Consider the following 22,028-nt stretch of genomic DNA (forward strand, 5'->3'; position numbering starts at 1 on the left):
GTCTGACCACCCTGCTGCGCTGAAGAGTTCGGCGTCGGTCAGGCCTATGGCTTTGTGCAACGCACCGGGATAGACCGCGTCGTCTGCGGTGGCCGACGCCGGCTCGGTCAGCATCCACTCGGCTGTCATGTGTGTAGGTGTCCAGGCCTCAACGCCGGGTGATGGCTCGACCTGCAACAGCCCCCGATCTGCGCGGTGAAATCACCCGAATCTGAGCGCTCGAACATTGAAATATCCCCCCCCGCATCATATTTCGACTCTGCCGCAGTCGAGTATCCCGCATCGGATCGGTAGAGGCGACGTGAAGGCCGCCGCCGCGGGAGCAGAGCCGGAGCCGGGCGGGCCGACGCAGCGAAACTCGAAGCGGCACTATAGGACAACTTTGCCGATGTCGATCAGCGCCGCGCTCCGATGGATTTGCGCGCAGCGGCTGCGGGCGCTGGAATTCGGATTGGGCCAGGAGCTGCAGCAACGCCGATTGCAGAACGTCCCGCTAGATCCGTCGTGCGGATCGGGCGGGACGTTCAGGCTTCTTCGGCCTCGGTAACAGCGTCGTGTCTGAGTACAGGACAACGACGTTGCTGCTTGTTGTTACGCTGCCGTCGGGAACTGCGCGAGATCGAACTCGCCATTTCGGACACCGCTCATAAACGCGTCGAACTCGTCGCAATCGAAGTGGAGAGCGACACCGGTGTTCCGGGAATGAGGCGCATTGTGGGCAGTGAAGGTGTACCGCCCCGCCAGTGACTGCTGAATGCGTATGCATTGCCCATCAGTGCGTCCAGCGCGGAGCGCTTCCTGAAATGCATCGAACTGCTCGTCCGAGACGACCAGCGTCTGATCCGAGGGAAGCGGCGCGCCTCGATCGGTCTCAGGCGTTGCGAGTTTGTCGTCCCAGACTACGGTCCAGCCATTCTTCCGGCCTATCCGCACGCATGAGTTCCCACCCGCGCTGCGCGCTGCTTTGACGCAGTCGCGGGCGGTGAAGATGGGGAGCATTTCGGTTCCTCTCGTTGTAACTCTGTCCAGCCTGTATAGGCTCAATCGTCGCGATTCGGGCGATTATGGTCGTCGTCCGACTGCGGCGAAGTTGCATGGGCGCGCGGGATCGTCCTTGTCTACAGGGCGGTCTGGCTGCCAGTCCGTGGCGTAGGTGACACCTGGAGGGGATATCACGGTGAAGCCGTCGAAGAATCTGGTGAAGGTGGCACGGTCTCGCAGGTGGACCGGATCCGATGTGGCTTGGTAGAGAGCTGCCGCGGCGGCGACTTGTTTCTTGGTGTGTTCGTCGGCGTCTTCGAGGGAGACGTGGGTGGCGGCGAAGTAGCTTCCGCGTGGGAGTCGGTCTCGGATATCGGCGACCAGCCGGTGAGGGTCGCTGGCGTCGGGAACGAAGGGGAGAACGGAGACGATGAGCAGGCCCAGGGGTTCGTCGGTGTTGAGTAGCCGGCGCGATTCCGGGTGGTCGATGATGCTGGCGGGGTCGCTCAAATCACCTTCGACGATCGCCGTCTTTTCCGGGGAGTTCTCTCGCCGCAGAAGCTGATGTGCACGCCCCACTGCATCAAGGTCTTTGTCGACGTAGACCACGCGAGCGTCTGGAGCGATGGCTCGTGCGACTTCGTGTGTGTTGCCGCCTGTCGGTAAGCCTGAGCCGATGTCGAGGAACTGGCGTACGCCTTTTGCGGCCATGAACCTGACGGCTCGGGCGAGAAAGGCACGGTTGTGCAGTGCCCAGGTGTGCAGGAACGGCAGTTCGTCGTACACCTTGTCGGCGAAGATCTGGTCGTTGCGGTAGACCGGCTCACCGGTGAGGTAGTAGTGGTACAGACGCGCCGATGTCGGTGTGCCTGTGTCGACTTCCCTGGCCCGAAAGTCGTACTCGGCCATGGGTTCCCCTTCGTAGATGGTGTTATGAAGTTCGGAGTTGGACGGTTCGTGCGATGTGGTCGATGAACTCTCGCGAGTCCTCGCTGCTGAGTGCCGCGGCACTGAGTCGGGCGAACAAGGCTTCGCGGGCGCCGACCGGCGGTTTGTCGAGGATGTAGCGGATTTCCCCGAGAGCTTCTACGACCGCGAGTTCGAGGTCGCCGGCCGCGCCGGGTGAGGGGACGCGGATGAGCGTGAAGCGATCCTCCATCCCGCCGCCCTCGACGGGGGTGTTGAACGGCATGATCTGGATAAGGATGTTGGGGCGCTGGGACAGGTCGTTCAGGTGATGGAGCTGGTCGATCATTACGTGCCCCTTGGGGTCGCCGTGGCGGCGCCGCAAGCATGATTCGGAGAGCACAGCGTGGAACTCCGGGGCCTCGGCCTTCACGAGGTTTCGCTGACGCTCGAGCCGTGCCTGCACCCAGTCTTCAACGGTGACGCCGGTGTGGGTGTCCGACATGTTCGCGTGTAGTGCTCGGACGTAGGACTCGCTTTGCAGCAGGCCCGGGATGATCTCGGATTCTGTGATCCGAAGCCGGTTTGCCTGTTCTTCGAGGTCCACGAGGAGTCGAAGCTCCTCCCAGTAGACCCGGCGATGTCCGGTCGTCCAGAAGCCACGTCGATATTTGTCTCGCCGCAGCTCGAGCAGGCTCTGGATGTAGTGCTCGTCGGAGAATCCCAGCTGCTTCGCCAGCAGCTGGAGGTCACCGGCCGAGATGCGACCTGTACCCGCGATCAGGCTGTTGATACGAGATTGGCCGACCTCGATGATCTGTCCCGCCTCGGCTTGGCTCTTGCCGGAGGCGCGAATCATGTAGTTGATCTCGCGTCCGAGTAGAAGTCCCCGGGCGGTCCGCGTTGCCATGGCTACTACCGTAGCCGCAGTTTCGATATCCCCGATTCGGTTCCCGAATTCTGATTATCAGCTTATGGTTATCGGAACAGCGACACCGCCGCCCACGCGGCAACGAGGGCGGACTCGAGGGAGGTGGTGACGATCGACGGCAAGGAGATCAGGGCAGCACGGGCCCGGCGTGGCTGGTCTCAAGCCCAGTTGATCGCCGCCCTGCGCGCCCACGCGAACCAGCAGGGAATCGCTCTCATGTCGTCCCATAGCCTCCGAATCGCGTTGTCGCGCTGGGAAAATGGCCGGCACACGCCGGATACTCTGTATGCCCGCTTGCTGCGGCAAGTGTTCGGCATGCCAAGCGCTACCGTCGACCTCACCCGTGGCGACACTCTGTTCGAGGTCCTGCTGAACCACACCAACAGCCTGCGCATGCTCGATCGACGCTTCGGCGCTCCTGCGGCCCGTCTCCAAACGGCTGCGCACGTCACCGCACTGGATGCGATGTGGCACAGCAGCAAAGGAGCGGATCGATCGGTGATCGCTCGTGCACACGCAGATGCTGCGGCACTGGCTGCGTGGCAGGATTTCGACGTGGGCGACACGGCTGCGGCTGCCGCGCACTACAAAGAAGCTCGCACCGCTGCATTGCGCGCAGAGGATCCAATCCTGTTGGCCCACACGATAGGTGAGGAAGCGGTGATGCTCGCCGAAACGGGACAGGCCGAAAAAGGGCAGGCCGCCGCGGCGCTGGCACAGGTTTCTCAGGCGGAACGCATACCTGGACTGCCTCCGCTGCTCCGCTCGTGGCTGTCGGCCACCGGTGCACAGGTGGCGACCTATTGCCCAGGCCATGCTTCGACAGCGCGGGAGGCACTGGCGACTGCGGAAGCCCTACTGCCGTCCAACGGTTCTTATGACGACGACGAAATGCCGTTCATCGCCCACAACGAAACACATCTATCTCGCTGGGCTGGTCATATTCTGGCTCGGCTCGGTGATCCTGCCGCTGCAACGCTCACTCGCGACTCCATGCAGGTGATTCCCGAGGACTTCGTCAGGGCACGATGTGCCCAGCAGCTTGATCTTGCCCAGGCAGCAATCAACGCCGGCCGACGAGAAGAGGCGGTGTCGCTGCTCTCGGCCACAGCCGACCATATCGGTGACCTGGGGTCAGGACGTCTCCGCCGCCGGCACGACTCGCTCCAGCACCGAACCCGAAAGCTCCTGGCCGCCAGCTAAATTTGCTGCTGCTGCCAGCATCCCGACCGCCGTGCCCGTTCCGAGAAGTTGCCCGGTCGCCAATAACTCGGCGGTTCTACCTAACGGTACCCATACGAGCTGCCCCGCCTCCTCCGCGTCTGCCGGCGCTGCAACTTGTCGTGGCCCGTATCCGAGGAAAATGTAATGTGGTGTCTGTACCAGCCCGGGCATCGGCTCGAGTTCCGCGACGAGGGTCAGTCGCTCGACGGTGAACCCAGTCTCTTCCAGTAGCTCTCGACGCGCACACGATTCGTGTTCCTCACCCGAATCCACGATGCCGCCCGGCGACTCGTAGCCGATCGTATCGACGATCCACCGGTGGCGTTGTAGCAGCAGAGCTCGGCCCTGATCGTCGATGGCGGTGACGATCGCGACAGGATTCAGGCGCACCGCGTGGTGATGCCGATCGACGCCATCAGGCGTCGTGATGTGGTGGCGTTCCACCGACAACCATGGTCGGCCGTCATATACCAGCTTTCCGGAGTGAACCGTGGTGCGCGGGGGGCGATCAGTCATTGCCTCACGGTACCGGCGGGTCGATAGTTTGCTGAACGGCGAATTCGTTTGCTGGTTGCTACGGGTTGCTACGTTCCCAACGCGCAGCATTACCGCCACGCTGGACTTATGTCCTGGTTGAGAAGCAAGCCGGTAGCACGAGGCGCCGCGCTTCGACGGCGCGAGCAACGCAACAGGATTGTCATCGGCCGCGTGGTCGTCTCCGAAATCAACCACGAACCCAGCCATTCAGCAGCATCGGGCGGCGCGGTTCGTGATGAACCTGCACTGAGCCCAGCAGCGGCGCGGGAAGCCGTGAACCAACAGGGGGATGTACCGCCGGAGCTGTGGACACGAGCTGCTGCCCTGTTGTCGGCGGATCTCGACGATGTCTAGCCAGTGTGCCGCTGGAGGCGAGCGGATCCGGGGGCTGAACGGCGTAAAGCAGACGGAGGCCCCCGACAGGCGCACAGTCACTCGCCGCTGGGTGGCGTTGACCGATGCTGCCGGTTTCGAGGTGGTCGCGATCCGGAGGCCGGCATGACCATCGTGCGGGCATACGGGATCGTGCGCAGCGACTTGTCCGGGGATGACACCGAGCTGGATGCCGCGCGGGTTCGAGACCTATCGGGGCGGCATGGATTCGATCTGTGCGCAGTGCGAATTGAGCACGGTGATGTCGATTTCGGGTTGTTGCTGACGACCTTGGCGCCTTCGCAAATCATGGCGCTGATCGTGCCGACGGTCGCGCATTTGACTGGGTGGCTGGATGCGGTGCGGCAGGACGCAAGTGTGTGGATCGTGAGGCCGGCGGGTTGCTGGCCGCGGCTGGACGCGCCGGGGCACGGTCGCGGAGTTCGTTCGAGCGGGGTCGGCATGAGTGCCCTGGTGCGGCGGGGGCAGCCGCTGGAGGATCCGCGGACTGATGGCCAGAAACAGCGGTCGACCGGTTCAGAGTTTGAGCCCGATTGCAGCGCAACGGAATCCGGTGTCGTCGTCGCGCATGAGGTGATGGGCGTCGTTGAATGCCGCTGGTTTGGCGGCTTCGAGGAGGCTGCTGAAGGACGAGCCTTTGAGTTCGAAGCGCCCGGGGCGGGATTCGGTCGACAGCCATTCCCAGACGTTGCCGCAGAGGTCGAACACGCCGTAGGGGCTGACCGAGGACTTGTAGCAGTCGACTGGGGTGGTGGCGCCGGGTTGGTCGAAGACTTTGCAGTTGGTTTTGGCGGGGGTGACCTGGTTGCCCCACGGCCAGGTGGCGCCGGAGGAGCCGCGGGCGGCTTTCTCCCACTGCTGCGCGGAGGGCAGTTGTTTGTGGGCCCAGCGGGCGTAGGCGGTGGCGTCGTCGTGGGTCACCCACACGACGGGGTGATCGGCGAGGTCGGCGGGCGGCCGGCCGTTGTCCCAGTGCCGTGGCGCCGCGTGTCCGGTGGCGGTGACGAACACCGTGTAGTCGGCGTTGGTGACCGGGTAGGTGTCGATGTGGAATCCGGCAAGCCAGACCGGCTGGTCCATGGGGCCGGACAGGTAGACGCCTTCGGGGATCCAGGTCATGGAGCGGCCGTCGACGGGGTGGCGGATGCGGTCGGGCTGGATCAGCTGGTCGGTGTCGGGGGAGTCGCCTATCGCGTCGGCGGGCACTTGGGCAAGGAATCGCGTCAGCTCGTCGGGTTTGAGCCGGGACAGCGAGGTGTCGAGAGCAGCCTGATTGGCCGGCCGCGGCGTGATGGCGGCTCGCTTGGCTTCCCAATAGGAGACCTGCCGTTCGGTGACGCCGAGGTGGGCGGCGAATTCGTTCAACGACATTCGCCGGGCGTCGCGCAGCGCGGCAACTTCAGCTCCCGTCCACGGCCGAACCAGGCTTTTCATCGACTGCGGCGCCCTTTCTCGTTCTGGTGGCGTCCGAGCCTACTGGGAGCCGGGGGCGGCGTTGTGTTAGAGCCGTTGCGGCGGAATGGATTTGTAAGCTTCCTGGAGGACCGTCACCGCTTCGTGCTCGGGCCATTTCGTGTCGTCGATGCAGGACACGGCGCGTACGCCGGTCGCGGCGTTGGTGGCGACGACGGCGGCGTAGTCGCTGAGCTGGGCGAGGGTGATGCGCTCGTTCACCACGTCTTCGTCGAGAACCTGGTTGAGCAGCCGCATGGTGGTGCCGGGGAGGACTTCGGCGCGCGGCCAGATGAGACGTCCTTCGCCGGTGATGAATCCGATGTTGCTGGTGGCGATTTCGCTGATCGTGCCGTTACCGGCGGTGAACACGACGTCATCGAATCCCTGGCGCTGCGCGACTCCGCGTTGGTGAAGGGCACCGAACAGACCAATGTGCTTGACCCGCGGCAGATCTCGCGCGTACACGACCGATTGCAGCCGCAGCGGGGCCGCCGGCCCGGCCGGTGCGTGGCGCATCGAGACCAGCACGTGCGGCTCCGCGGGGGCGCCGGGCTTGGACAGCTCAATGGCCGGATCGTAGATGGTCACTCGGACGACTACCGGCCCGTCGGCGTCGCGGATGGCGTGCCGCACGTGGGCCCGGACACGATCGGGATCGAGCTCGGCGTTGAAAACGGTACGGCTGTCGCGGACCAGCCGATCGAGATGCATTTCGAGTCCACGAACCGCGCCGCCTTCCTCGACCCGCATCGAGGTGAAGTGGCCGAGTCCGACCAGCGCCAGCGGCGCCAGAGCCTCGACGGTGACCGGCACGCCGTTGAGTTCCATCATGGGCCTAGTGTCCCACCGGCTAACCGGTGCGCAGCAAGCACCGGGGCGCGAAATTCGGTGAAGATTCAGTGCAGTTCAGTGGTAATGCAGTTCCGGCTCACCCCGGTTGCGCCAATGCTGAAGTGCATGGAAATCGCGGAGCGTAATGCCCGGGAGGCGATATGACCACCCGCGCGCTCGTCAGTGATGACGTCCTCCCGGATTGGCACGAGCTGTGGGCAGCGGTGCGCGGCGTTCGCGGACCGGGCACACATCCGGTGACGACCCTCGCTTCCGGCTTGGCACGAACGCACCGGCTCGCGAACGGGAGAGTCGGTTTTCTGCTCGTGGCCCGTGCGGACGGCGCCATCGACACGCGCCGCGTCGGAGCAGGCGGGATGCCCATGCCACATCCCATCCATCTTTCAAGAGACAGATTTTCGTGAGGTGAAAAATGCCGTTTGGCACCGTGAAGTGGTTCAGCGACGAGCGCGGTTACGGATTCATTGCGGCAGAGGACGGTTCATCGGATCTGTTCGTCCACTTCCAGGGCATCGCCGGCAGCGGGCACCGGTGTCTGCAGGCAGGACAACGGGTCTCCTACACCGTCGCCGAGAACCCCAAAGGTCCGACTGCAATCGATGTGGCCGTCGCAGAGGGACATGCCATCGTCCCAGAATGCGGGCCCAAACGCGCGGCAGATGCCGTCGATCGAACGGATCATCCGACACCCGGGAGATGACATTAGCCGCACCTGGAGCGCCGCCACATTCTCGTAACGGTCACCTCCGGCCACTGCGGGATTGACGTCCCAATATCTCTGTGCCCCAACCACTTTCATACAATCCATGGAGGTCTAATGTCGACAGCCGTCTCGCTGCCGCAACTCGCAATCGGCGAAGAGGTTCCTGCCTCGCCGCGCCGGGCCCTGTATTCAGCCGGTGCTCCAGCCGATTCCTTCGCTGACAGCCAGCGCTATTACGAGAATCTGTACGGTCCGACACGTTACGACGCAAATACCCGCGCCCTGACGGTGCGTGCCCACGCCTTCCGTGCGTTGATGGTGACACGCGACCTTGCGGACGTTGCATCCGAAGCACTGCACGGGCAGACGTTGCCGATCTTCGCTGTGCGCCACGGGATTCGGGTTCTCATGACCGCGCCGCCGACTGCGGCTGACGACATCGTCCGCTTCTTCCCCCGTGGTGTCACAATCGTGGGCCGCGGAGCGGAGCTGGCATTACCGACTCCGGGAAACCCAACTAGGTGGTGGTTGGCCGCCTTTCCTGAGGGCGCGGAGTTGCCGCCCTATCGCGAGGTCGTCGAGGCGGTGCTGGGGGCGTGCAGTGGATGAGGCCATGCGCGAGTTCCCGGACGCTGACCAGTTGTTCGGCTCGGACGGCAGCTGCGTGAGCGAAACCATCAGTTGGAATCCGGCTGTCGTTGACGCGCTGCGCGGCCTCGCCGGCGACGTCACGCCGTTACAGGTGATCGATCTAGCTTCCGCGGCGCTGCCGACCACGGTCGGCACTCGGATCGTGCTCGGCTACGAGCACAGCCAACGCGCGTCGACGCGCTTCCGCGCCGCCCTGTGGCATCTGCGCGCTCGGCATGCGGCAGGCAAGGTTCCCCCGGCAGGAATCGTCGTGTCCGCTGCGACGGAAGAGTCTGCGCAGGCGTGGGTACTTGCTGCCGCTACCACCAGAACCCCGGCGACACTGCTTGTTCCCCCTGCTCTCGAAGCCGCGGTAGCAGACCTGCACCGCGACGGGATAACGCTTGAGGTAGTCGACGGCGGCGATCTCGCCGACCGCCGCGACGCCCTCACTGCGTCGGGACAGGTGCTGGTCGCAAATCCCCATGACCTGCTCTGCGCTGCGGGAGCGGGGTCGTGGCTGCACGACCTCGACAGTGCGATGCCGGACATAGGGACGGTGGTCATCACCGCGAACGATGCCGCGCTGCTGCTGGGCACCCTGGTCACCGCACACCGGCACCACATCAAAACTGTTCTCGTCACGCGTCGCGGTGCTGCGGTCCCCAGCGCGGTGCAACAGGCCTTGGCCGACGGCAAGCAGTTTCCTGGATTGGCTGGCGACGGCCGTCGTATCCAGCTGGAGGCAGTCACTGTCGGCGATGCCCAGATCGAGACCGCACGGGCCGTGCTTCTTCGCCGCGGCCTGGCCGCTGGCGCCGAGGCGGCGATGGCCCTGGCGGCATTGACCTCCACGAGCGACGGACCGTTGTCGGGCTACCGCCCCGAACGACACGAAAAGGTCGCAGTACTGCTGAGATGGTCGGCCGACGAACGCCGCCCGACCAGGACCGACGATCAGACAGGGACGACGGGGATGTGTGCACAACACGGGCACGGACAGCGCAGTTCGATCACCGTGGTCGACGATACCGTCGCCCGCAGCGCGGGAATTCACAGCTACCTGGTCGACTCCGGAAAAGACTGCTACCCCAAAGACATCGAGATCGGAAGACGCCTGAGTAGCGACTGCCCGTCGGTTCAGTACTCGGCGCGCGCCGCCCGAGCGTTTCTCGAGCGGGCAGTTCACCATCTCGCCGATGTGCATGGGATCGCGCAGTTCGTCGAGTTGGGGTCGGGCTATCCGTTCGCGCTGAACGTGCATGAGGTCGCCCGCGCTCAGCAGCCGACCGCACGTACCCTCTACGTCGACAGCGATCCGGTGATTGCCGCGCACGGACGGGCGCTGCTGGCCAATATCGACGGCGCGTTCTTCGCCCACGCCGACGTGACCGACACAGACGCCTTGGCGCGCGAGATCGCCGCCACGATGGACACGGCTGAGCCGATTGCGCTGTGTCTCGGGTTCGTCGCCGAGTTCGTCGCTGATCCGCACATGGTGGTCGAGGCGGTGTCGGCGGCGCTGCCGGGGCCGATTTACTGGATCCTCAGCCACGTCACTACCGATGTACGCCGCCGTGAGGAGGTCGACCGGGCGGTGGAGATATACCGCACGGGCGGCATCGAATTCCACCCACGCACAAAGGAAACGATCGCCGAGATCGTTGCCCCATGTGAATTGCTCAGCCCCGGCCTGGTCGCGGCGACGAGCTGGTGGCCGGAGACGGCAAGCACCGACCGGATCCCGACGCTGCCGAGCGCCAATTCGGATACACACGAAGACCTCTGCTTGGCTGCGGTCGGGAGAGTCCGATGACCTGCCTACACGTCCCACTGACGGACCGCAGCGGCGGTGAACAGTCGGTCGCGGGGGAGGACCGCCACAACGTCGTCGCCGCAGCCGCGTCGAGCAACACGGTGTTGGTGGTCGAGGACGGCCGGCTACCCGCGAGATGGCCGTACTTGGCTGAGCGGCTGCGTGAAGCGCTGGCAGTCCGCGGCATCGCGGTGCGGTGGGAAAGCATTCCCGCTGGCGCGCATCTGCGCGACCTTCCGTCTATAGCGGAGGTGGTTGCGCTGGTGGTGCTGGGAGTCGAGCCCGAACCGGCCGATATCGATGCTTTGCCGAAGCTGGCGGTGGTCGCCGGCGTCGGCGGTGTCGGGACCGCGGCCGCGCAACGAGCGGGCCGCTCGATCGCCTGCGTCGACGGCGGCCGCGGTCACTGCGACTCGATCGCGGAGATGGCGATCGGGTTGATGTTGTCGGCGCTTCGGCAGATCCCCAGCTGGCACCTCAAGATGGCATACGCGGGCTCGGTGGTGGGGCCACTTCCTCAGTGGCAGTTCGCCGATCACCCCGGATTCGTCAACGGCACGATCGGCGGCAAACAGATCGTGGTGGTCGGCCTGGACGGTGCCGGCGCCCGCATCGCCGAGCTCTGCGACTCCTTCCACGCATCGGTCGCGGTGTTCCATCCCGACGCCGCGGACGTCGATTTCACCGCCTCCGGGGTCGAGCGAGTGGATCTGGATCAGATCGTCTGCCACGCAGAGATTCTCGTCGTGCCTGCGAGCTCACCGCAGCATTGGATACCCGCTCGAGTGGTCGACCAGCTCAACCACGGGACACTGGTCGTGACCCTGGCCGGCGCCGGAATCGATATGCCCGCGCTGCGTGCGCGCGTCCTGCACGACGAGCTGGCCTGGGCTACCGACATCGACCCAACCGATCCGGTCCCCGCCGGTGATCCGATCCTGGGCCGCCCCAACGTCATACACACCCCCGGGATCGCCGGGCGCACCCGCGACGCCAACCGCAGCGTCGCGGACGTGCTGGCGGAGAACGTCTTTCGCGCTGTCAACGGCGCCCCTCCGTGGTTGTGGGACTGCCCACCGCTACCCGACGCTGCCGATCGGGAGGCCACTGTGCAGCAGGTTTCGCATGACGTCGCAGACGATGACAGCGGAGAAGCGAGGACCGACTCTGACAGCCGTGGCGGCGATGACACTGGGATACCAGTGCCGGGGCCGCGTCCGCAGGATCGAGGTCGCGCCGCTGTTGGCGGATCGTATTGCGGTTCGGGTTCCGGGGAGAGCTGAGCGCCTTGATGGTAGGGGGCGGCGACACCGCGGAAGCGGTCGGCGGGGTACGTACATTCCGTTCCGAGGCATATCGTCTGCGGCGGCGTCGAGGGATGACGGTGGCCGAGCTGGCGGCGCGCGCGAACTTCGACAAGTCCTATCTCGGGCGAGTGTTGGGTGGAAAGCGTCCACCCACTCAGCAGGTCGTCGAACGTCTGGACGCTGCACTGCAGGCTGATGGGGTGTTGCTCGCGCTCGCCGCCGCGGATTCTCTGCGCGATCGTCTCGATACCGCGGCAGGCGAGTCCGCTGCCATGTCGCGTCTGGTCCGCAACGATCCGGTGGATGGGTCGACCATCAGCGAGCTGTCTGCCAAGGTGGCGTCGATCGCTCAGAATTATGTGTCCGAGCCGCCGTTGCCGCTGCTGCACGAACTCCTTGTCGTGCGGGATCAGATCCAGCACATGCTGGAGCTGGGCCCTCGCCCTGCCACACTGCGCGATCTGTGCTTGCTGGGTGGAGTCACCGTGCAGCTGCTCGGCGAGGTCACCGACGATATTTCGGGCAGCACCGCCGCGGCGCTGAAACATCTCCGGGCTGCACAGCATTTGGCCGAAGACGCCGGGCACCCGGGGTTACAGGCGTGGATCGCGGGAACCCGTGCCTTGGTCCTCGAATGGTCCCCGCGACCACATCAGGCGCTCGAGATTCTGGAGGCGGCTGTCGGGCGAACCCCACCGGGCGACCACGGGGTGCGGTTGCACGCCTTGCAGGCCCGGTGCGCCGCGCGGGTCGGTGACGCCCGCCTTGCCCGCGCGGCTGCCAGCCGCGCGGAGGAGGCAGCCGACCGGGTCGCCAGCGACGAGGTCAGCGCATTCGGTGGTGTCATGACCTTCCCCCGCGCCAAGGCCGCCTACTACCTGGGCCGCGCCTTTTGCCGACTCGGCGATCACCCGCAGACCGAACGCTGGGCGACAGAAGCCATCGCCTCCTACAGTGGCGGCCCCGCACAGCAACGGTCCTATGGAGACGAATCCCTGGCGCGAGTCGACCTGTGTATCTCGCGGCTCGGCGTCGGCGAACTGGAGGGCGCCGCGGAAATCATTGCCCCTGTGCTGGAACTTTCGGCCGAACAGCGCATTGCACCCATCATGGAAGGCATGCGATCGATCACCGCCACCTTGCAGGCGCACCGCCACAGCGACGCGCCGGCCGCGAAGGACCTCGCTGCAGCCATCACTGCCTACACCGCCCGCCCGGCCCTGGCCCTGTGGTGACCGCGCCGCTGCCGGACTACGACATCCTCGCCGCCGCGTGCGCGCAGGCGAACCTCAATTACACGGATGCGCAGCTGATCCGGGCGCACTCCAACTCGGTCTACCTGCTGCCCGGTGAACGGGCCGTGGTGCGCATCGGCCGGCAAGACCACGGCCTGCGAGCTCGCGCGTCCCTGACCCTCACACGATGGCTGTCCGAGCGCGGTGTACCGGTCACCGAACCTATGCTCGACCACGCGATCGATGTCGATGCTTGCACGATCACCGTGTGGCGTTACTACCCGCAGGACACCCGGCCGGCGCCGCCCATGCGCGCGCTCGGCGCCATCCTGGCCCAGTTGCACGCCTTGCCCCGCCCGCCGATCGAGCTGCCCGCCTACCCGCCTCTCGCGCGGTTCACAGCCGTCCTCGCCGAACCTGCGGTGCAACGGGTGCTGAAAGACGACGACCTCGAATTTCTGCAGCAGCAAGCGCGCTCGGTCCTCGACCGCTATCAGCATCTCGATTCTCGCCTGGGAGTCGGCTTCATCCACGGCGACTCCTACACCGGAAACTGCGTGTGGGACGGCGATCTCGTGCGGCTCGGCGATTGGGACGAGGCCTGCATCGGTCCCCGAGAACTGGACCTCGTCACCGCATGCCACGACAGCCGATTCGGCGTTTCCGACGATGAGCTCGCCGAATTCCTCCGCGCCTACGGCACTGTCGCAGTGCCCGAATTCCGTTCTGGCGCTGCGGCCTCGACCCTATTCGCCATGCGAGACCTCCACACGCTCGCCGGCTACATTCGCCGCGCCGCCCGCGGGGACACCCCTGCCGCACGTGAACTCGAACATCGCCTGCGCACTCTGCGCCATCCCGAAACGCCGGCCGAACCCTGGCACGCGCTGTAGCCGAAGGGACGTGCCGAAAAACCAGGTCAAACCCCCGCACGTGTAGTCGGGAGGAAACGACATCGCAAAGCCAGTGATGTCCGAGCTGGATCCGGCCTACCCGCCCGCCTGAAACCGGACCCGGCCGTTGCTCCTATTTCGTCGGCCCCGGGGGCCCGGGCGGGTGGGCTCGACCGCGCCTGACCCAGAGGCAACGAAACTCTGCCCGGCGCAACAGGTTTGCACATCCGTGTTGTCAGCGCTTGTCGAGCGAGCGACCAAGGACCCGACCTCGCCGTGCTGTCGCTGGCTTATCTCGATGCGCGGGCGCGCACTATACCAACGTCGGCCCCACCGTGAAGGCTGAATTTAGTGGTCAGAAGTCAGCATTTCAACTGACCACCGCGAGCTATTGCGCCGACACCGCGCAGATGCCGAAAATGGTTCTCGTAGAGGGCATTTCCCAGATCATCGGGCACTTCCACTTCCTGTGACCGGCCCGCGCAGCATCGATCGACACCCATCGATTCGATCGATGAACCATGCGCGGGGATGCCTTGTGTCCATTTGACAGGAGGGATACGCAATGACCAGACTGCCGCACCTTCCGCCGACTACGGAAACCTATGCCGCGCAACTGCTTTGCATCGTGCGAGGAATGCGATGAGATGCGGGGGCGCTGGTTCGCTCGATCCATGGCCCGACGCGGCGGCCATGATGGGTGCGGTGCGTGCGGCACTGCGCGGAGATATCGGCGCGTGCGAGCATCCGGTGTTGAGCAAGGTGCGTGAGCTGGCGAAGATGTATCGCGACCACGGGGAAGCCGCGCGGCGATGTGACGCCCCGCCGGCCGTGCTCGGATACAACTCCGCTGTCGCCGGGCTGTCCCAGGTCGACACTGCGGCACAAGGCTTCATATCCGCGTTCGACGCGCTGGCCTGCCAGACGCTGCCTGTCGGCCAGACGCAACCGGGCCTTCTCGCCGCGCGAGTCGTGTACTGGGCGGTGAACGCCACCACCCACACCTGCCACGACGTCGTCGCGGCCTGCAATGCCTACGACGACTGGCGCGCGCGCCACATCCCGGCAGCCGAATCTCACCGATCCACGACACTCTGCAGCTGACCGCAGCCCGCGATCCGCCACACGCACTGCGACGCAACCAAAGCCGTCGATGCAGCCGAGCCGCATCCGACCTTGCCCTGACGAGCTCGCGACTGGTTACGCGCGCCTTTCACTGGCCCCACCACTGACGTCTGGAGTTTTCGTGTCCCTGCCCTCGTCCGCTCGTCCCGCCGCGTGCCCGATCAGCCACGGACCGCCCGGGCGGGACGTGTCGTTTTCGCCGATCAGCGGCCCGGAGTTCGCCGTCGACCCGCACGCTGTGTATCGGGAGATGAGGCATCGGCACGGCGACCTCGTGCCGGTCGACGTGGGTGCGCCGGCGACGCTGGTCACCAGCTTCCAGCTCGCGGTGGATATCCTCCATCAGGACGACCGCTATCCGGCGGATCCGCAGGCCTGGTCGGAGCATGCAGACGCTGGATCTCGGGCGCTCGTGGTCCTAGGGCCACGAGCGGACGCACTGCATACCTCGGGCGACACGCGGCTGCGGTTGCGGAAGGCGATAGTCGACAGCCTCACAGAGATCGACACCTACGCTGTCGAGGCGTCGGTCGCCGAGGCGGCAGTTCGCCTGATCAATCAGTTCTGCCAGGCCGGCGAGGCCGATCTCGTCGCGCAATTCGCACGGCCTCTCGTCGCCGAGACGATGCACCGCGTGCTCGGGTTCGCGCCGGACACTGCCCGGATCGTGCTCGATGCCCTGATCGCGGTGCAGACGGCCGATCCACCGGTCCTCGAACGGGGCCGGGCGCTGCTGCGCGAGGTGGGCCTCGACACCGCCAAGACGAAACGGCGGTGTCCTGGCGCCGATGTGGCGTCGTGGCTGACGGCGCATTCAGCGGGGCTGACCGACGAGGAGATCGCCGACCAGTTGGTGCTGTTGTCGACATACCTGGCTCCCACGTGGGCCTTGATCGGCAACGCCATTCTGTTGTCGATGACCGACGACCGTTTCGGCGGCGAGGTGCTCGGCGGAGCGCTGTCGGCGCAGGAAGCAATCGACGAGGTCCTGCATGCACATCCGCCGGTGTCGATCGCGGCGCCGCGGTTCCCGCGGCAGATGCAAGTCCTCGACCAGGTCGGCACGCTGCACGAAAACCAGCCGCTGCTGGTCGGTCTCGCGGCGTGCCATGCCGACCCCGCGGTGGTCAGCGATAACCGCAAGGGCAACCGCGCACACCTGGCCTTCGGTGCCGGCGCCCACGCGTGCCCGGCCGCGTCGACGGCCACCTTGATCGCTCGGACGGGGCTGGACCAGCTGTGGGACGCCCTTCCCGAACTGCAACTCACCACACCCGCGCACCAGCTCGAGTGGGTGAACGACCCGTTCGCCCGCGCTTTGACGCAGCTGCCTGCGCGCTTCCCACCCGCGCGGCCGTTCCGGCTTCCGTAGGAGAGACCTTGACCATGCAGCACCCATCCGCGGCACTTGCCGGCGCGCCGCCGACGCCGATCGAAGAGGTCGGGCCCCGAATCAGCTTGTTCTCAACGGAATTCGCGAACAATCCGCATGCGATCTACCAGCACATGCGCGACAACTATGGCGGCAGTTCGCTGATCCCGGTCCTGCTGGCGCCCGAGGTGCCCGCGACCCTGGTGATCGGCTGGCACACCGCCCGCAAAATCCTCGTCGACGACGAGCATTTCCCCGCAGACCCCCGTGCCTGGCAGGACAGTATGCCAGCGGGATGCCCGATCAGACCGATGACCCAGTGGCGTCCCAACGTGCTGCACGCGGACGGTGCCGTTCACACGCGCTTGCGTGCCGCGATCAACGACAGCCTCGCAGGCATCGATCACCACCGTCTGCGCGACCAGGTCGTGCGGACCGCGGAAGCGTTGATCGAACGATTCTGCGGTGAGGGCCGGGCAGACGTCCTCACCGATTACGCGAACCCGCTGGTGTTCTCCGTACTCAACGCGCTGATCGGCTGCACGGCCGAGGCCGGCAGCCAGGTCGCGGACGCCATGGCGCGCATGTTCAACTCCACCACCGGCACCGAGACCGTCGAAGAGGACCTGGCTCACGCCCTGGGGCGGGTTGTCGCCAGCAAACGCATCCGCTCCGGAAACGACATCACCACGCGACTTCTCCGATTCCCCACCGAGCCCGGCGAACACACTCGGCTGTCCGACAACGAAGCCATCCATCAGCTGGTGCTGCTCTTCGGCGCGGCTATTGAACCGACAGTCAATTTGCTGGCCAACACAGTGTTGCGCATGGTCACCGATGACCGGTTTCTTTCCAGCGCAAAGAGTTCCAGCGCAACGATCCCCGACGCGTTGGACGCGGAGTTGATCTGCAACCCGCCGATGGCCAACTTCGGCACCACCTATCCCAGGCGGCCGTGCGTCGTCGATCAACCCAACGGCCAGCGCATCTGGCTGCCGGCCAATCAGCCTGTCGTGATCAGCATCGCCGCCTGCAACAACGACCCACGGGTGAACAAGGGCGATCTGCGGGCGGCCGATTGGCACCTGGGATGGCTCACCGGCCGCCACGCCTGCCCTGCTGGGGCACGAGACGCGGCCAAGCTCATCGCCGGAACAGGGATCGAAATGCTGCTCGACGCGGTGCCCGACCTCGTACCGACCAACCCGCACCCCGTATGGCGCCCCGGCCCCTTTCACCGGGCCCTGGCCGAATTCCCAGTCACATTCACCAAAACCACCCCTCTGCCCGCCCGCCTGCCCGCCGACAAATAAGGAGGCCACCATGCCCGCCGTGCCAGGCCTGACGGCCTCCCTCGACCCCGACGGCATCGGGATGACACCCGAAGAGGTCAACCTCTACCTCGCGACGATCGAGCTGACCAGCGCACAAGCGCGGACGCTGTGCGACATCATCCCGCCGACCGACCAGATGGACTCTCGGTGGTGGTACGAGGCACCCACCCAGCTCGCCGACGCCATCCGCGCCCGGGCTGAGGAACCGCACCACGCCGAGCGATGGGGAGCCGACCACGCCGAGTTGGCCGCGCTGTGCGAAAACCTCCCTCCCGCACACGCAGTCGCCCTTGTCGACGCCATAGTCCGCGCCCGAACCGCCCACGCCGACCTCGACGAGGCGCTGCGAGAAGTCCGCCTCCTCACCTGACAAGCGCCGGCCGAGCCTTCGGCAACCGCCCACCCGCCCACGCCCGACCCCACGCCAAAAGCCGTATCGCTCAGAGGAATTCGGCGACGCCATCGGCCACCCGTACCGAAGCTGTCGCACCGCACCACCGCAAAGGAAACGTCATGACGACCATCGATCCCGCAGTCACCGCCGACGAACCGTCCGATACAGCCGCCTCGGGCACACCCCTGGCGGCTGCCGCCTTGAACGTGGCATTGTTCGGTGCCGATCAGACGCGCCGTGCGATGGTGCGCGAGGCCGCGGCCGCGGTCGGCCACGTCCCCGAGCCAGGCATGACCTATATGCAGAAAGCGGAGCGCGGGCCGGGACAGCTGCAATCGGTGATGTCCGCGATCGGTGGATCCGCTGTCGCGATCGCTGCCGACCCCGAGCTGCGGGGTGTGCTCAGCGAGGAGATCGCGGTACTTGCCCCGCAGGGGCTGACGCCGTTGACTGGTCATCTGGACCTCGCGATCGGCGCGATCACCACGCTCGGCAACGGATCGCTCTACCAGCAGCAGATACTCGCCGACCTCGATCGCGGCGCGGCCCTCGGCTTGGCCGGCATCACCGAGGTCGGGGGCACCAACGGCGCCAACTGCCGCACCCTCGCGATCTACGATCCCGCCACCGAGGGCCTGTGGCTGCGCACCGTGGATATCCGCGCGTGCAAATTCAAACCCAACGGCAAATACCCAGGCCTGCCCACGGTCATGGTGGTCACCGCCCGTCTGATCGTCGACGGCCGCGACGAAGGGGTCCTGCCGATCCTGCTCCGCCTGCACGACGGCACCAACTTCACTCCGGGAGTCGACGCGCAGTTGCTGCCGGAAGGGATCTCGACCCTGCCCCACTACGCGTTCCGTTTCCGCGACTGCTGGGTTCCGAAAGATGCTCTGCTGGGCGGTGATTGGGCGCGCTTCACCCTTGACGGACAGTTCGAATGCCGCGTGCCGGAGCGCGAAAGGTTCCACCGGGCGACCGCGAAACTGCAAGACGGCCGGCTGGATCTGGGCCGGGCCTCGCTGGCCGCGGCCCGGGCCGCAGTGGCGGGGCTGCACACCTTCGCCGGGCAGCGAGGCGGGCACCAGTTCCATCCGCAGCAGCCTGGCCGCCGGATGGCCGACCGCGACCCGGTGCGAACCGATCTGGTTACCGCCGTCACCGACCTCTACACGGCGACGATCCTCGTCCGCTACCTCGGGGACATGCGCGCAGACGCCCAGGGGAGTGATCCCGAGATGACGGTGTGGGCGATGCTGGCGAAAGTCTCGTTCACCACCCTCGCTCACCAGCACCTGCTGATGTGCCGGCTCAACACCGGTGCCCACGGCGCGACGATCGTCAGCCGCCTCGCCGAATGGCACGACAACACCTTGGCCGCGATGATCGCCGAAGGCGTCATCCAGGCCATGCAGGTCAAAGCCGGTCATTCGCTGCTGCGGACCGGTCAGCTGGACCTGCCGGGCACCCCGGCCCAGCTTCCCGAACTCGTCCAGGCACTCGCCGAGCGTGAGCGAGTGATCGCCGAAGCTATCAGCCTCGGCGACACCATGACCGCGGGACCTGTCCTGGGCCCCGACTCGGCCGCCATCGAGCTCACCGAGGCGGCCATCGAACGAGCGCTGGCCACCGCGCCACTGATCGCGGCCGCTGAAACCACTGACTCCGACACCCGGAATGTGCTCGCCACGATCGCTGCCGCCTACGCCGGCGGACGCGTCTACGCGCGACACGGATGGTTCAGCGCCCACCAGCATCGACTACACACAGCTGTCCCGGCCGCTGGCGCGCTCGCCCTCGAGCTGGCCGAGAATCGGCACGTCCTCGCGCAGCGGCTGCCGGATCTGGTGGACGCCTTCGCCGTTCCCGACCTTCCAGGATCCCCACTGTCGGGCTCGGACTACACCACCCCCTTGCGCGCGCTCACCGGATGGGCCGACGACAGCTTCATCCCCGCCGGCGCCCCGCTGCCGGAAAGCCGGCCGGCCCAAGCGACCGACTGACACCAGGAGATCCCGTTGATTCACAGTTTCTCGCCGGCGTCGACGACGCGCCGTCGGCTGCCCGTGTGCATCTGCACCGACGCCGGCTACGACCCCGACGATCTGCTGGCGCTGGTGATCGCCGCTATCGCGTTGCCTCTGCGGCTCGTCGTGACCAGCGATGAGTTCGGCGGCGGGCAGCGGGCACGTTTGGTGCGGTATCTGCTCAATCGCTGTGGGCGGACCAGTGTCGTGGTCGTCGCGGGCCAAGAAATCGAGGGTGCTGAAGCCCGATGGGTGTGTGACGGGCTGGTGCCCGCCGATTTCCCGCCGCCGTCTCTGCCGATCACCGGCTCGATCATCGACGCTGTCAGAGCGGTGCTGGGTGACAGCGGCCGTGCGGCCTGGATAGGGCAGGGCCCCCTGACTAACCTGGCCCACTTGTACAGGGCCGCACCGGAACTGGCGCAGCGGCTGGTTATCACGCTGATGGGCGGCGGGCTGGCCGAGCGCTACCGCGATTCGTCCCGCGCCAGTCACAACCCTCGACTGGACCCGGCGAGCGCACGGGCGATCTGGTCGGCACCCGACCTGATCATGTCGCTGGTGACTTCGGATGTCACCTTCACTCCCGAGGCGGAGATTACCCGCGTCAGCGAGGTGTACCAGCTGCTCGCGGCTGACAACGCGCCGCCGTGGGCGCGACTGGTGGCCGCTGGATACGACCGATGGTTCGCTAAATGGACAGGATCGAAAGCAGCCGACCCACTGGCGCTCACCGTCGCAGCCGGGCTGCCGTGCGTTCAGTTTGATTGGGCACGGGTCGCCATCGAGCACGATGCGCGAATGCGGCTGGCCCCCAAGGGCATCAAGTTGCGGATGTCCACCGGCGCGAACTACCAGAGTTTCCATGCCTGGGTGACGAGGATCGTGCGGCACGCCCTGGACTTCGGGATCGGCCTTGAGCCCTCGTTGAGCGGCCGCGTCTCGAGCACAACCGGCCCGACGATGGCCGCAGCCCCCTTGCTGGCCCGGTCATGACACGACCAGTCAAGCAAACCACCCGAACGACCGCAGGAGCCAGCGGATGCAACCTCGAGGCCGGGGCCGCGCTCAGCAACAAATTCTGCAGTTGATGACAGACGGCAATCCCCGCAGCTGCGGGCAAATCAACACCGAGCCACAGCTGCAGCGGATCCGCAGCGTGCGGAGCGCGGTATGTGGTCTGCGCGAGCAGAAGTGGCTGTGCGACATCGGCGAACGCGATCACCACGGCGGACACCTGTGGCTCATCACCATTGCCGGCCAAGCAGCCGCCCCCGGACACGCAAATCCTCGGCACCAGAAACCTCGCCGACCTAACCGGCCACACGTCGGTGAACTCATCGCCGCACGAAATCACAAGTAGGAGAACAGATGAAGAACAACACAGTCACCGCAGCGATACTCGCCTCCGCCGCCATCGCCGCAGCCCCGGGCACCGCACACGCCGCACCGGTCCCCGCCCATACCGCATCGACCGATTTGACCGATCACGGCGTCGGCTACACCGTCACCGGCGCGGACGGCCATAGCGCGGTCGTGCGCGCGACCAACAGCCGCTTCGCTGCGCGCCCCGATGCACGTTCGGTTGCGGTGATCGATGCCGCGGACGCCACCGTCACCACCATCCCTCTCGGCTTGCGCACCACCGAATCCGGTCTGGTTCCTGCGCCGGCCTCGATCAGTGATGACAGGCGGACACTGACCCTCGCACCGGCGTCGGCCGCGGCGCACCCGGTCGACGACGCCTCTGACACCATCGCCCGCAAACAGCACAACGCCGGCGTCGGCGCACTAATCGGCGGCGGCATCGGCGCCGTGCTCGGGTTCTTCCTCGGCGGCGTCGGCGCACTGGTCACGGTCCCGATCGGCGCCGGCATCGGTGCGCTCATCGGATATGCCACCCCGTGAAAGCG

20 protein-coding genes and 1 pseudogene are annotated in these 22,028 nt (G+C 66.1%); 15 read left to right on the plus strand and 6 right to left on the minus strand.

Translation table 11 applies throughout. From position 1 onward, the window contains the following. Positions 1-591: 591 nt before the first annotated feature. The 3 genes from NA3_RS33020 to NA3_RS33030 form a co-directional block, all read right to left on the minus strand. On the minus strand, positions 592-999 hold the full coding sequence (locus tag NA3_RS33020) for a hypothetical protein (RefSeq protein ID WP_062968476.1): 408 nt from the start codon (positions 997-999) through the stop codon (positions 592-594). Positions 1,000-1,062: 63 nt separating this feature from the next. Then, on the minus strand, positions 1,063-1,890 hold the full coding sequence (locus NA3_RS33025; RefSeq protein ID WP_062968478.1) for an SAM-dependent methyltransferase: 828 nt from the start codon (positions 1,888-1,890) through the stop codon (positions 1,063-1,065). A gap of 22 nt (positions 1,891-1,912) precedes the next feature. Further along, positions 1,913-2,746: a helix-turn-helix domain-containing protein gene (locus NA3_RS33030; RefSeq protein WP_231983095.1), complete on the minus strand. Its 834-nt coding sequence runs from the start codon at positions 2,744-2,746 to the stop codon at positions 1,913-1,915. Positions 2,747-2,923: 177 nt separating this feature from the next. Here NA3_RS33030 and NA3_RS33035 point away from each other — a divergent pair, with 177 nt between their 5' ends. Beyond that, on the plus strand, positions 2,924-4,021 hold the full coding sequence (locus NA3_RS33035; protein WP_156769662.1) for a helix-turn-helix domain-containing protein: 1,098 nt from the start codon (positions 2,924-2,926) through the stop codon (positions 4,019-4,021). Here the strand turns inward: NA3_RS33035 and NA3_RS36420 are convergent. The 3 genes from NA3_RS36420 to NA3_RS33045 all read right to left on the minus strand — a co-directional run bounded on the left by NA3_RS36420 (position 3,953) and on the right by NA3_RS33045 (position 7,258). Continuing rightward, on the minus strand, positions 3,953-4,786 hold the full coding sequence (locus tag NA3_RS36420; RefSeq protein WP_082976734.1) for an NUDIX hydrolase: 834 nt from the start codon (positions 4,784-4,786) through the stop codon (positions 3,953-3,955). The two genes, NA3_RS33035 and NA3_RS36420, sit on opposite strands and share 69 nt — an antisense overlap. A gap of 702 nt (positions 4,787-5,488) precedes the next feature. Further along, positions 5,489-6,406 carry an SUMF1/EgtB/PvdO family nonheme iron enzyme gene (locus NA3_RS33040; protein ID WP_063917851.1) on the minus strand — a complete coding sequence of 306 codons (918 nt, stop codon included), beginning with the start codon at positions 6,404-6,406 and terminating at the stop codon, positions 5,489-5,491. Between the two features lie 66 nt (positions 6,407-6,472). Continuing rightward, entirely contained in the window at positions 6,473-7,258 is a 786-nt protein-coding gene (locus tag NA3_RS33045) for an aminotransferase class IV family protein (RefSeq protein ID WP_167355073.1), read from the minus strand. Between the two features lie 433 nt (positions 7,259-7,691). Here NA3_RS33045 and NA3_RS38915 point away from each other — a divergent pair. From NA3_RS38915 to NA3_RS38920, 14 genes and pseudogenes are all read left to right on the plus strand, one after another. Next, a pseudogene (locus NA3_RS38915) lies at positions 7,692-7,883 on the plus strand (cold-shock protein); the annotation flags it as partial. 213 nt (positions 7,884-8,096) lie between these two features. Beyond that, positions 8,097-8,591 carry a hypothetical protein gene (locus NA3_RS37305; protein WP_156769663.1) on the plus strand — a complete coding sequence of 165 codons (495 nt, stop codon included), beginning with the start codon at positions 8,097-8,099 and terminating at the stop codon, positions 8,589-8,591. Between the two features lie 4 nt (positions 8,592-8,595). After that, entirely contained in the window at positions 8,596-10,428 is a 1,833-nt protein-coding gene (locus NA3_RS33060; RefSeq protein WP_156769664.1) for an SAM-dependent methyltransferase, read from the plus strand. After that, positions 10,425-11,711, plus strand: coding sequence for an NAD(P)-dependent oxidoreductase (locus tag NA3_RS33065; protein WP_062968493.1), 1,287 nt, complete (start codon positions 10,425-10,427; stop codon positions 11,709-11,711). The genes NA3_RS33060 and NA3_RS33065 overlap by 4 nt, the downstream gene beginning before the upstream one ends. 8 nt (positions 11,712-11,719) lie before the next feature. After that, the gene (locus NA3_RS33070) at positions 11,720-12,970 is read left to right on the plus strand and encodes a helix-turn-helix domain-containing protein (RefSeq protein WP_227995434.1); all 1,251 of its coding nucleotides are present in this window, start codon (positions 11,720-11,722) and stop codon (positions 12,968-12,970) included. After that, positions 12,964-13,863, plus strand: coding sequence for a phosphotransferase enzyme family protein (locus NA3_RS33075; RefSeq protein ID WP_062968497.1), 900 nt, complete (start codon positions 12,964-12,966; stop codon positions 13,861-13,863). The genes NA3_RS33070 and NA3_RS33075 overlap by 7 nt, the downstream gene beginning before the upstream one ends. Before the next feature lie 335 nt (positions 13,864-14,198). Next, positions 14,199-14,336: a hypothetical protein gene (locus NA3_RS37310; protein ID WP_157126618.1), complete on the plus strand. Its 138-nt coding sequence runs from the start codon at positions 14,199-14,201 to the stop codon at positions 14,334-14,336. A 169-nt stretch (positions 14,337-14,505) separates the two neighbouring features. Then, positions 14,506-14,967, plus strand: a complete 462-nt coding sequence (locus NA3_RS33080; RefSeq protein ID WP_156769665.1) for a hypothetical protein — start codon at positions 14,506-14,508, stop codon at positions 14,965-14,967. Between the two features lie 142 nt (positions 14,968-15,109). Beyond that, the gene (locus NA3_RS33085) at positions 15,110-16,360 is read left to right on the plus strand and encodes a cytochrome P450 family protein (RefSeq protein ID WP_063917852.1); all 1,251 of its coding nucleotides are present in this window, start codon (positions 15,110-15,112) and stop codon (positions 16,358-16,360) included. Then, positions 16,279-17,673, plus strand: coding sequence for a cytochrome P450 family protein (locus NA3_RS33090; RefSeq protein ID WP_227994936.1), 1,395 nt, complete (start codon positions 16,279-16,281; stop codon positions 17,671-17,673). The genes NA3_RS33085 and NA3_RS33090 overlap by 82 nt, the downstream gene beginning before the upstream one ends. Before the next feature lie 10 nt (positions 17,674-17,683). Beyond that, a complete protein-coding gene (locus NA3_RS37870; protein WP_062968504.1) occupies positions 17,684-18,064 on the plus strand; it encodes a hypothetical protein in 381 nt (126 codons plus the stop codon). A 143-nt stretch (positions 18,065-18,207) separates the two neighbouring features. Then, entirely contained in the window at positions 18,208-20,091 is a 1,884-nt protein-coding gene (locus NA3_RS33100) for an acyl-CoA dehydrogenase family protein (RefSeq protein ID WP_062968506.1), read from the plus strand. 15 nt (positions 20,092-20,106) lie between these two features. Further along, the gene (locus NA3_RS33105; protein ID WP_167355075.1) at positions 20,107-21,111 is read left to right on the plus strand and encodes a nucleoside hydrolase; all 1,005 of its coding nucleotides are present in this window, start codon (positions 20,107-20,109) and stop codon (positions 21,109-21,111) included. 375 nt (positions 21,112-21,486) lie between these two features. Further along, positions 21,487-22,023, plus strand: coding sequence for a DUF8020 domain-containing protein (locus NA3_RS38920; protein ID WP_062968510.1), 537 nt, complete (start codon positions 21,487-21,489; stop codon positions 22,021-22,023). The last annotated feature ends 5 nt before the right edge of the window (positions 22,024-22,028 follow it).

Source organism: Nocardia africana NBRC 100379, from assembly GCF_001612635.1.
In the GTDB taxonomy this organism is placed as follows: domain Bacteria; phylum Actinomycetota; class Actinomycetes; order Mycobacteriales; family Mycobacteriaceae; genus Nocardia; species Nocardia africana.

Coding starts and splice junctions, on each gene's coding strand:
- NA3_RS33020 (WP_062968476.1), bottom strand. CDS start 999: ATGCTCCCCATCTTCACCGCCCGCGACTGCGTCAAAGCAGCGCGCAGC.
- NA3_RS33025 (WP_062968478.1), bottom strand. CDS start 1,890: ATGGCCGAGTACGACTTTCGGGCCAGGGAAGTCGACACAGGCACACCG.
- NA3_RS33030 (WP_231983095.1), bottom strand. CDS start 2,746: ATGATTCGCGCCTCCGGCAAGAGCCAAGCCGAGGCGGGACAGATCATC.
- NA3_RS36420 (WP_082976734.1), bottom strand. CDS start 4,786: ATGGCTGGGTTCGTGGTTGATTTCGGAGACGACCACGCGGCCGATGAC.
- NA3_RS33040 (WP_063917851.1), bottom strand. CDS start 6,406: ATGAAAAGCCTGGTTCGGCCGTGGACGGGAGCTGAAGTTGCCGCGCTG.
- NA3_RS33045 (WP_167355073.1), bottom strand. CDS start 7,258: ATGATGGAACTCAACGGCGTGCCGGTCACCGTCGAGGCTCTGGCGCCG.
- NA3_RS37305 (WP_156769663.1), top strand. CDS start 8,097: ATGTCGACAGCCGTCTCGCTGCCGCAACTCGCAATCGGCGAAGAGGTT.
- NA3_RS33060 (WP_156769664.1), top strand. CDS start 8,596: ATGCGCGAGTTCCCGGACGCTGACCAGTTGTTCGGCTCGGACGGCAGC.
- NA3_RS33065 (WP_062968493.1), top strand. CDS start 10,425: ATGACCTGCCTACACGTCCCACTGACGGACCGCAGCGGCGGTGAACAG.
- NA3_RS33070 (WP_227995434.1), top strand. CDS start 11,720: ATGGTAGGGGGCGGCGACACCGCGGAAGCGGTCGGCGGGGTACGTACA.
- NA3_RS33080 (WP_156769665.1), top strand. CDS start 14,506: ATGAGATGCGGGGGCGCTGGTTCGCTCGATCCATGGCCCGACGCGGCG.
- NA3_RS37870 (WP_062968504.1), top strand. CDS start 17,684: ATGCCCGCCGTGCCAGGCCTGACGGCCTCCCTCGACCCCGACGGCATC.
- NA3_RS33100 (WP_062968506.1), top strand. CDS start 18,208: ATGACGACCATCGATCCCGCAGTCACCGCCGACGAACCGTCCGATACA.
- NA3_RS38920 (WP_062968510.1), top strand. CDS start 21,487: ATGAAGAACAACACAGTCACCGCAGCGATACTCGCCTCCGCCGCCATC.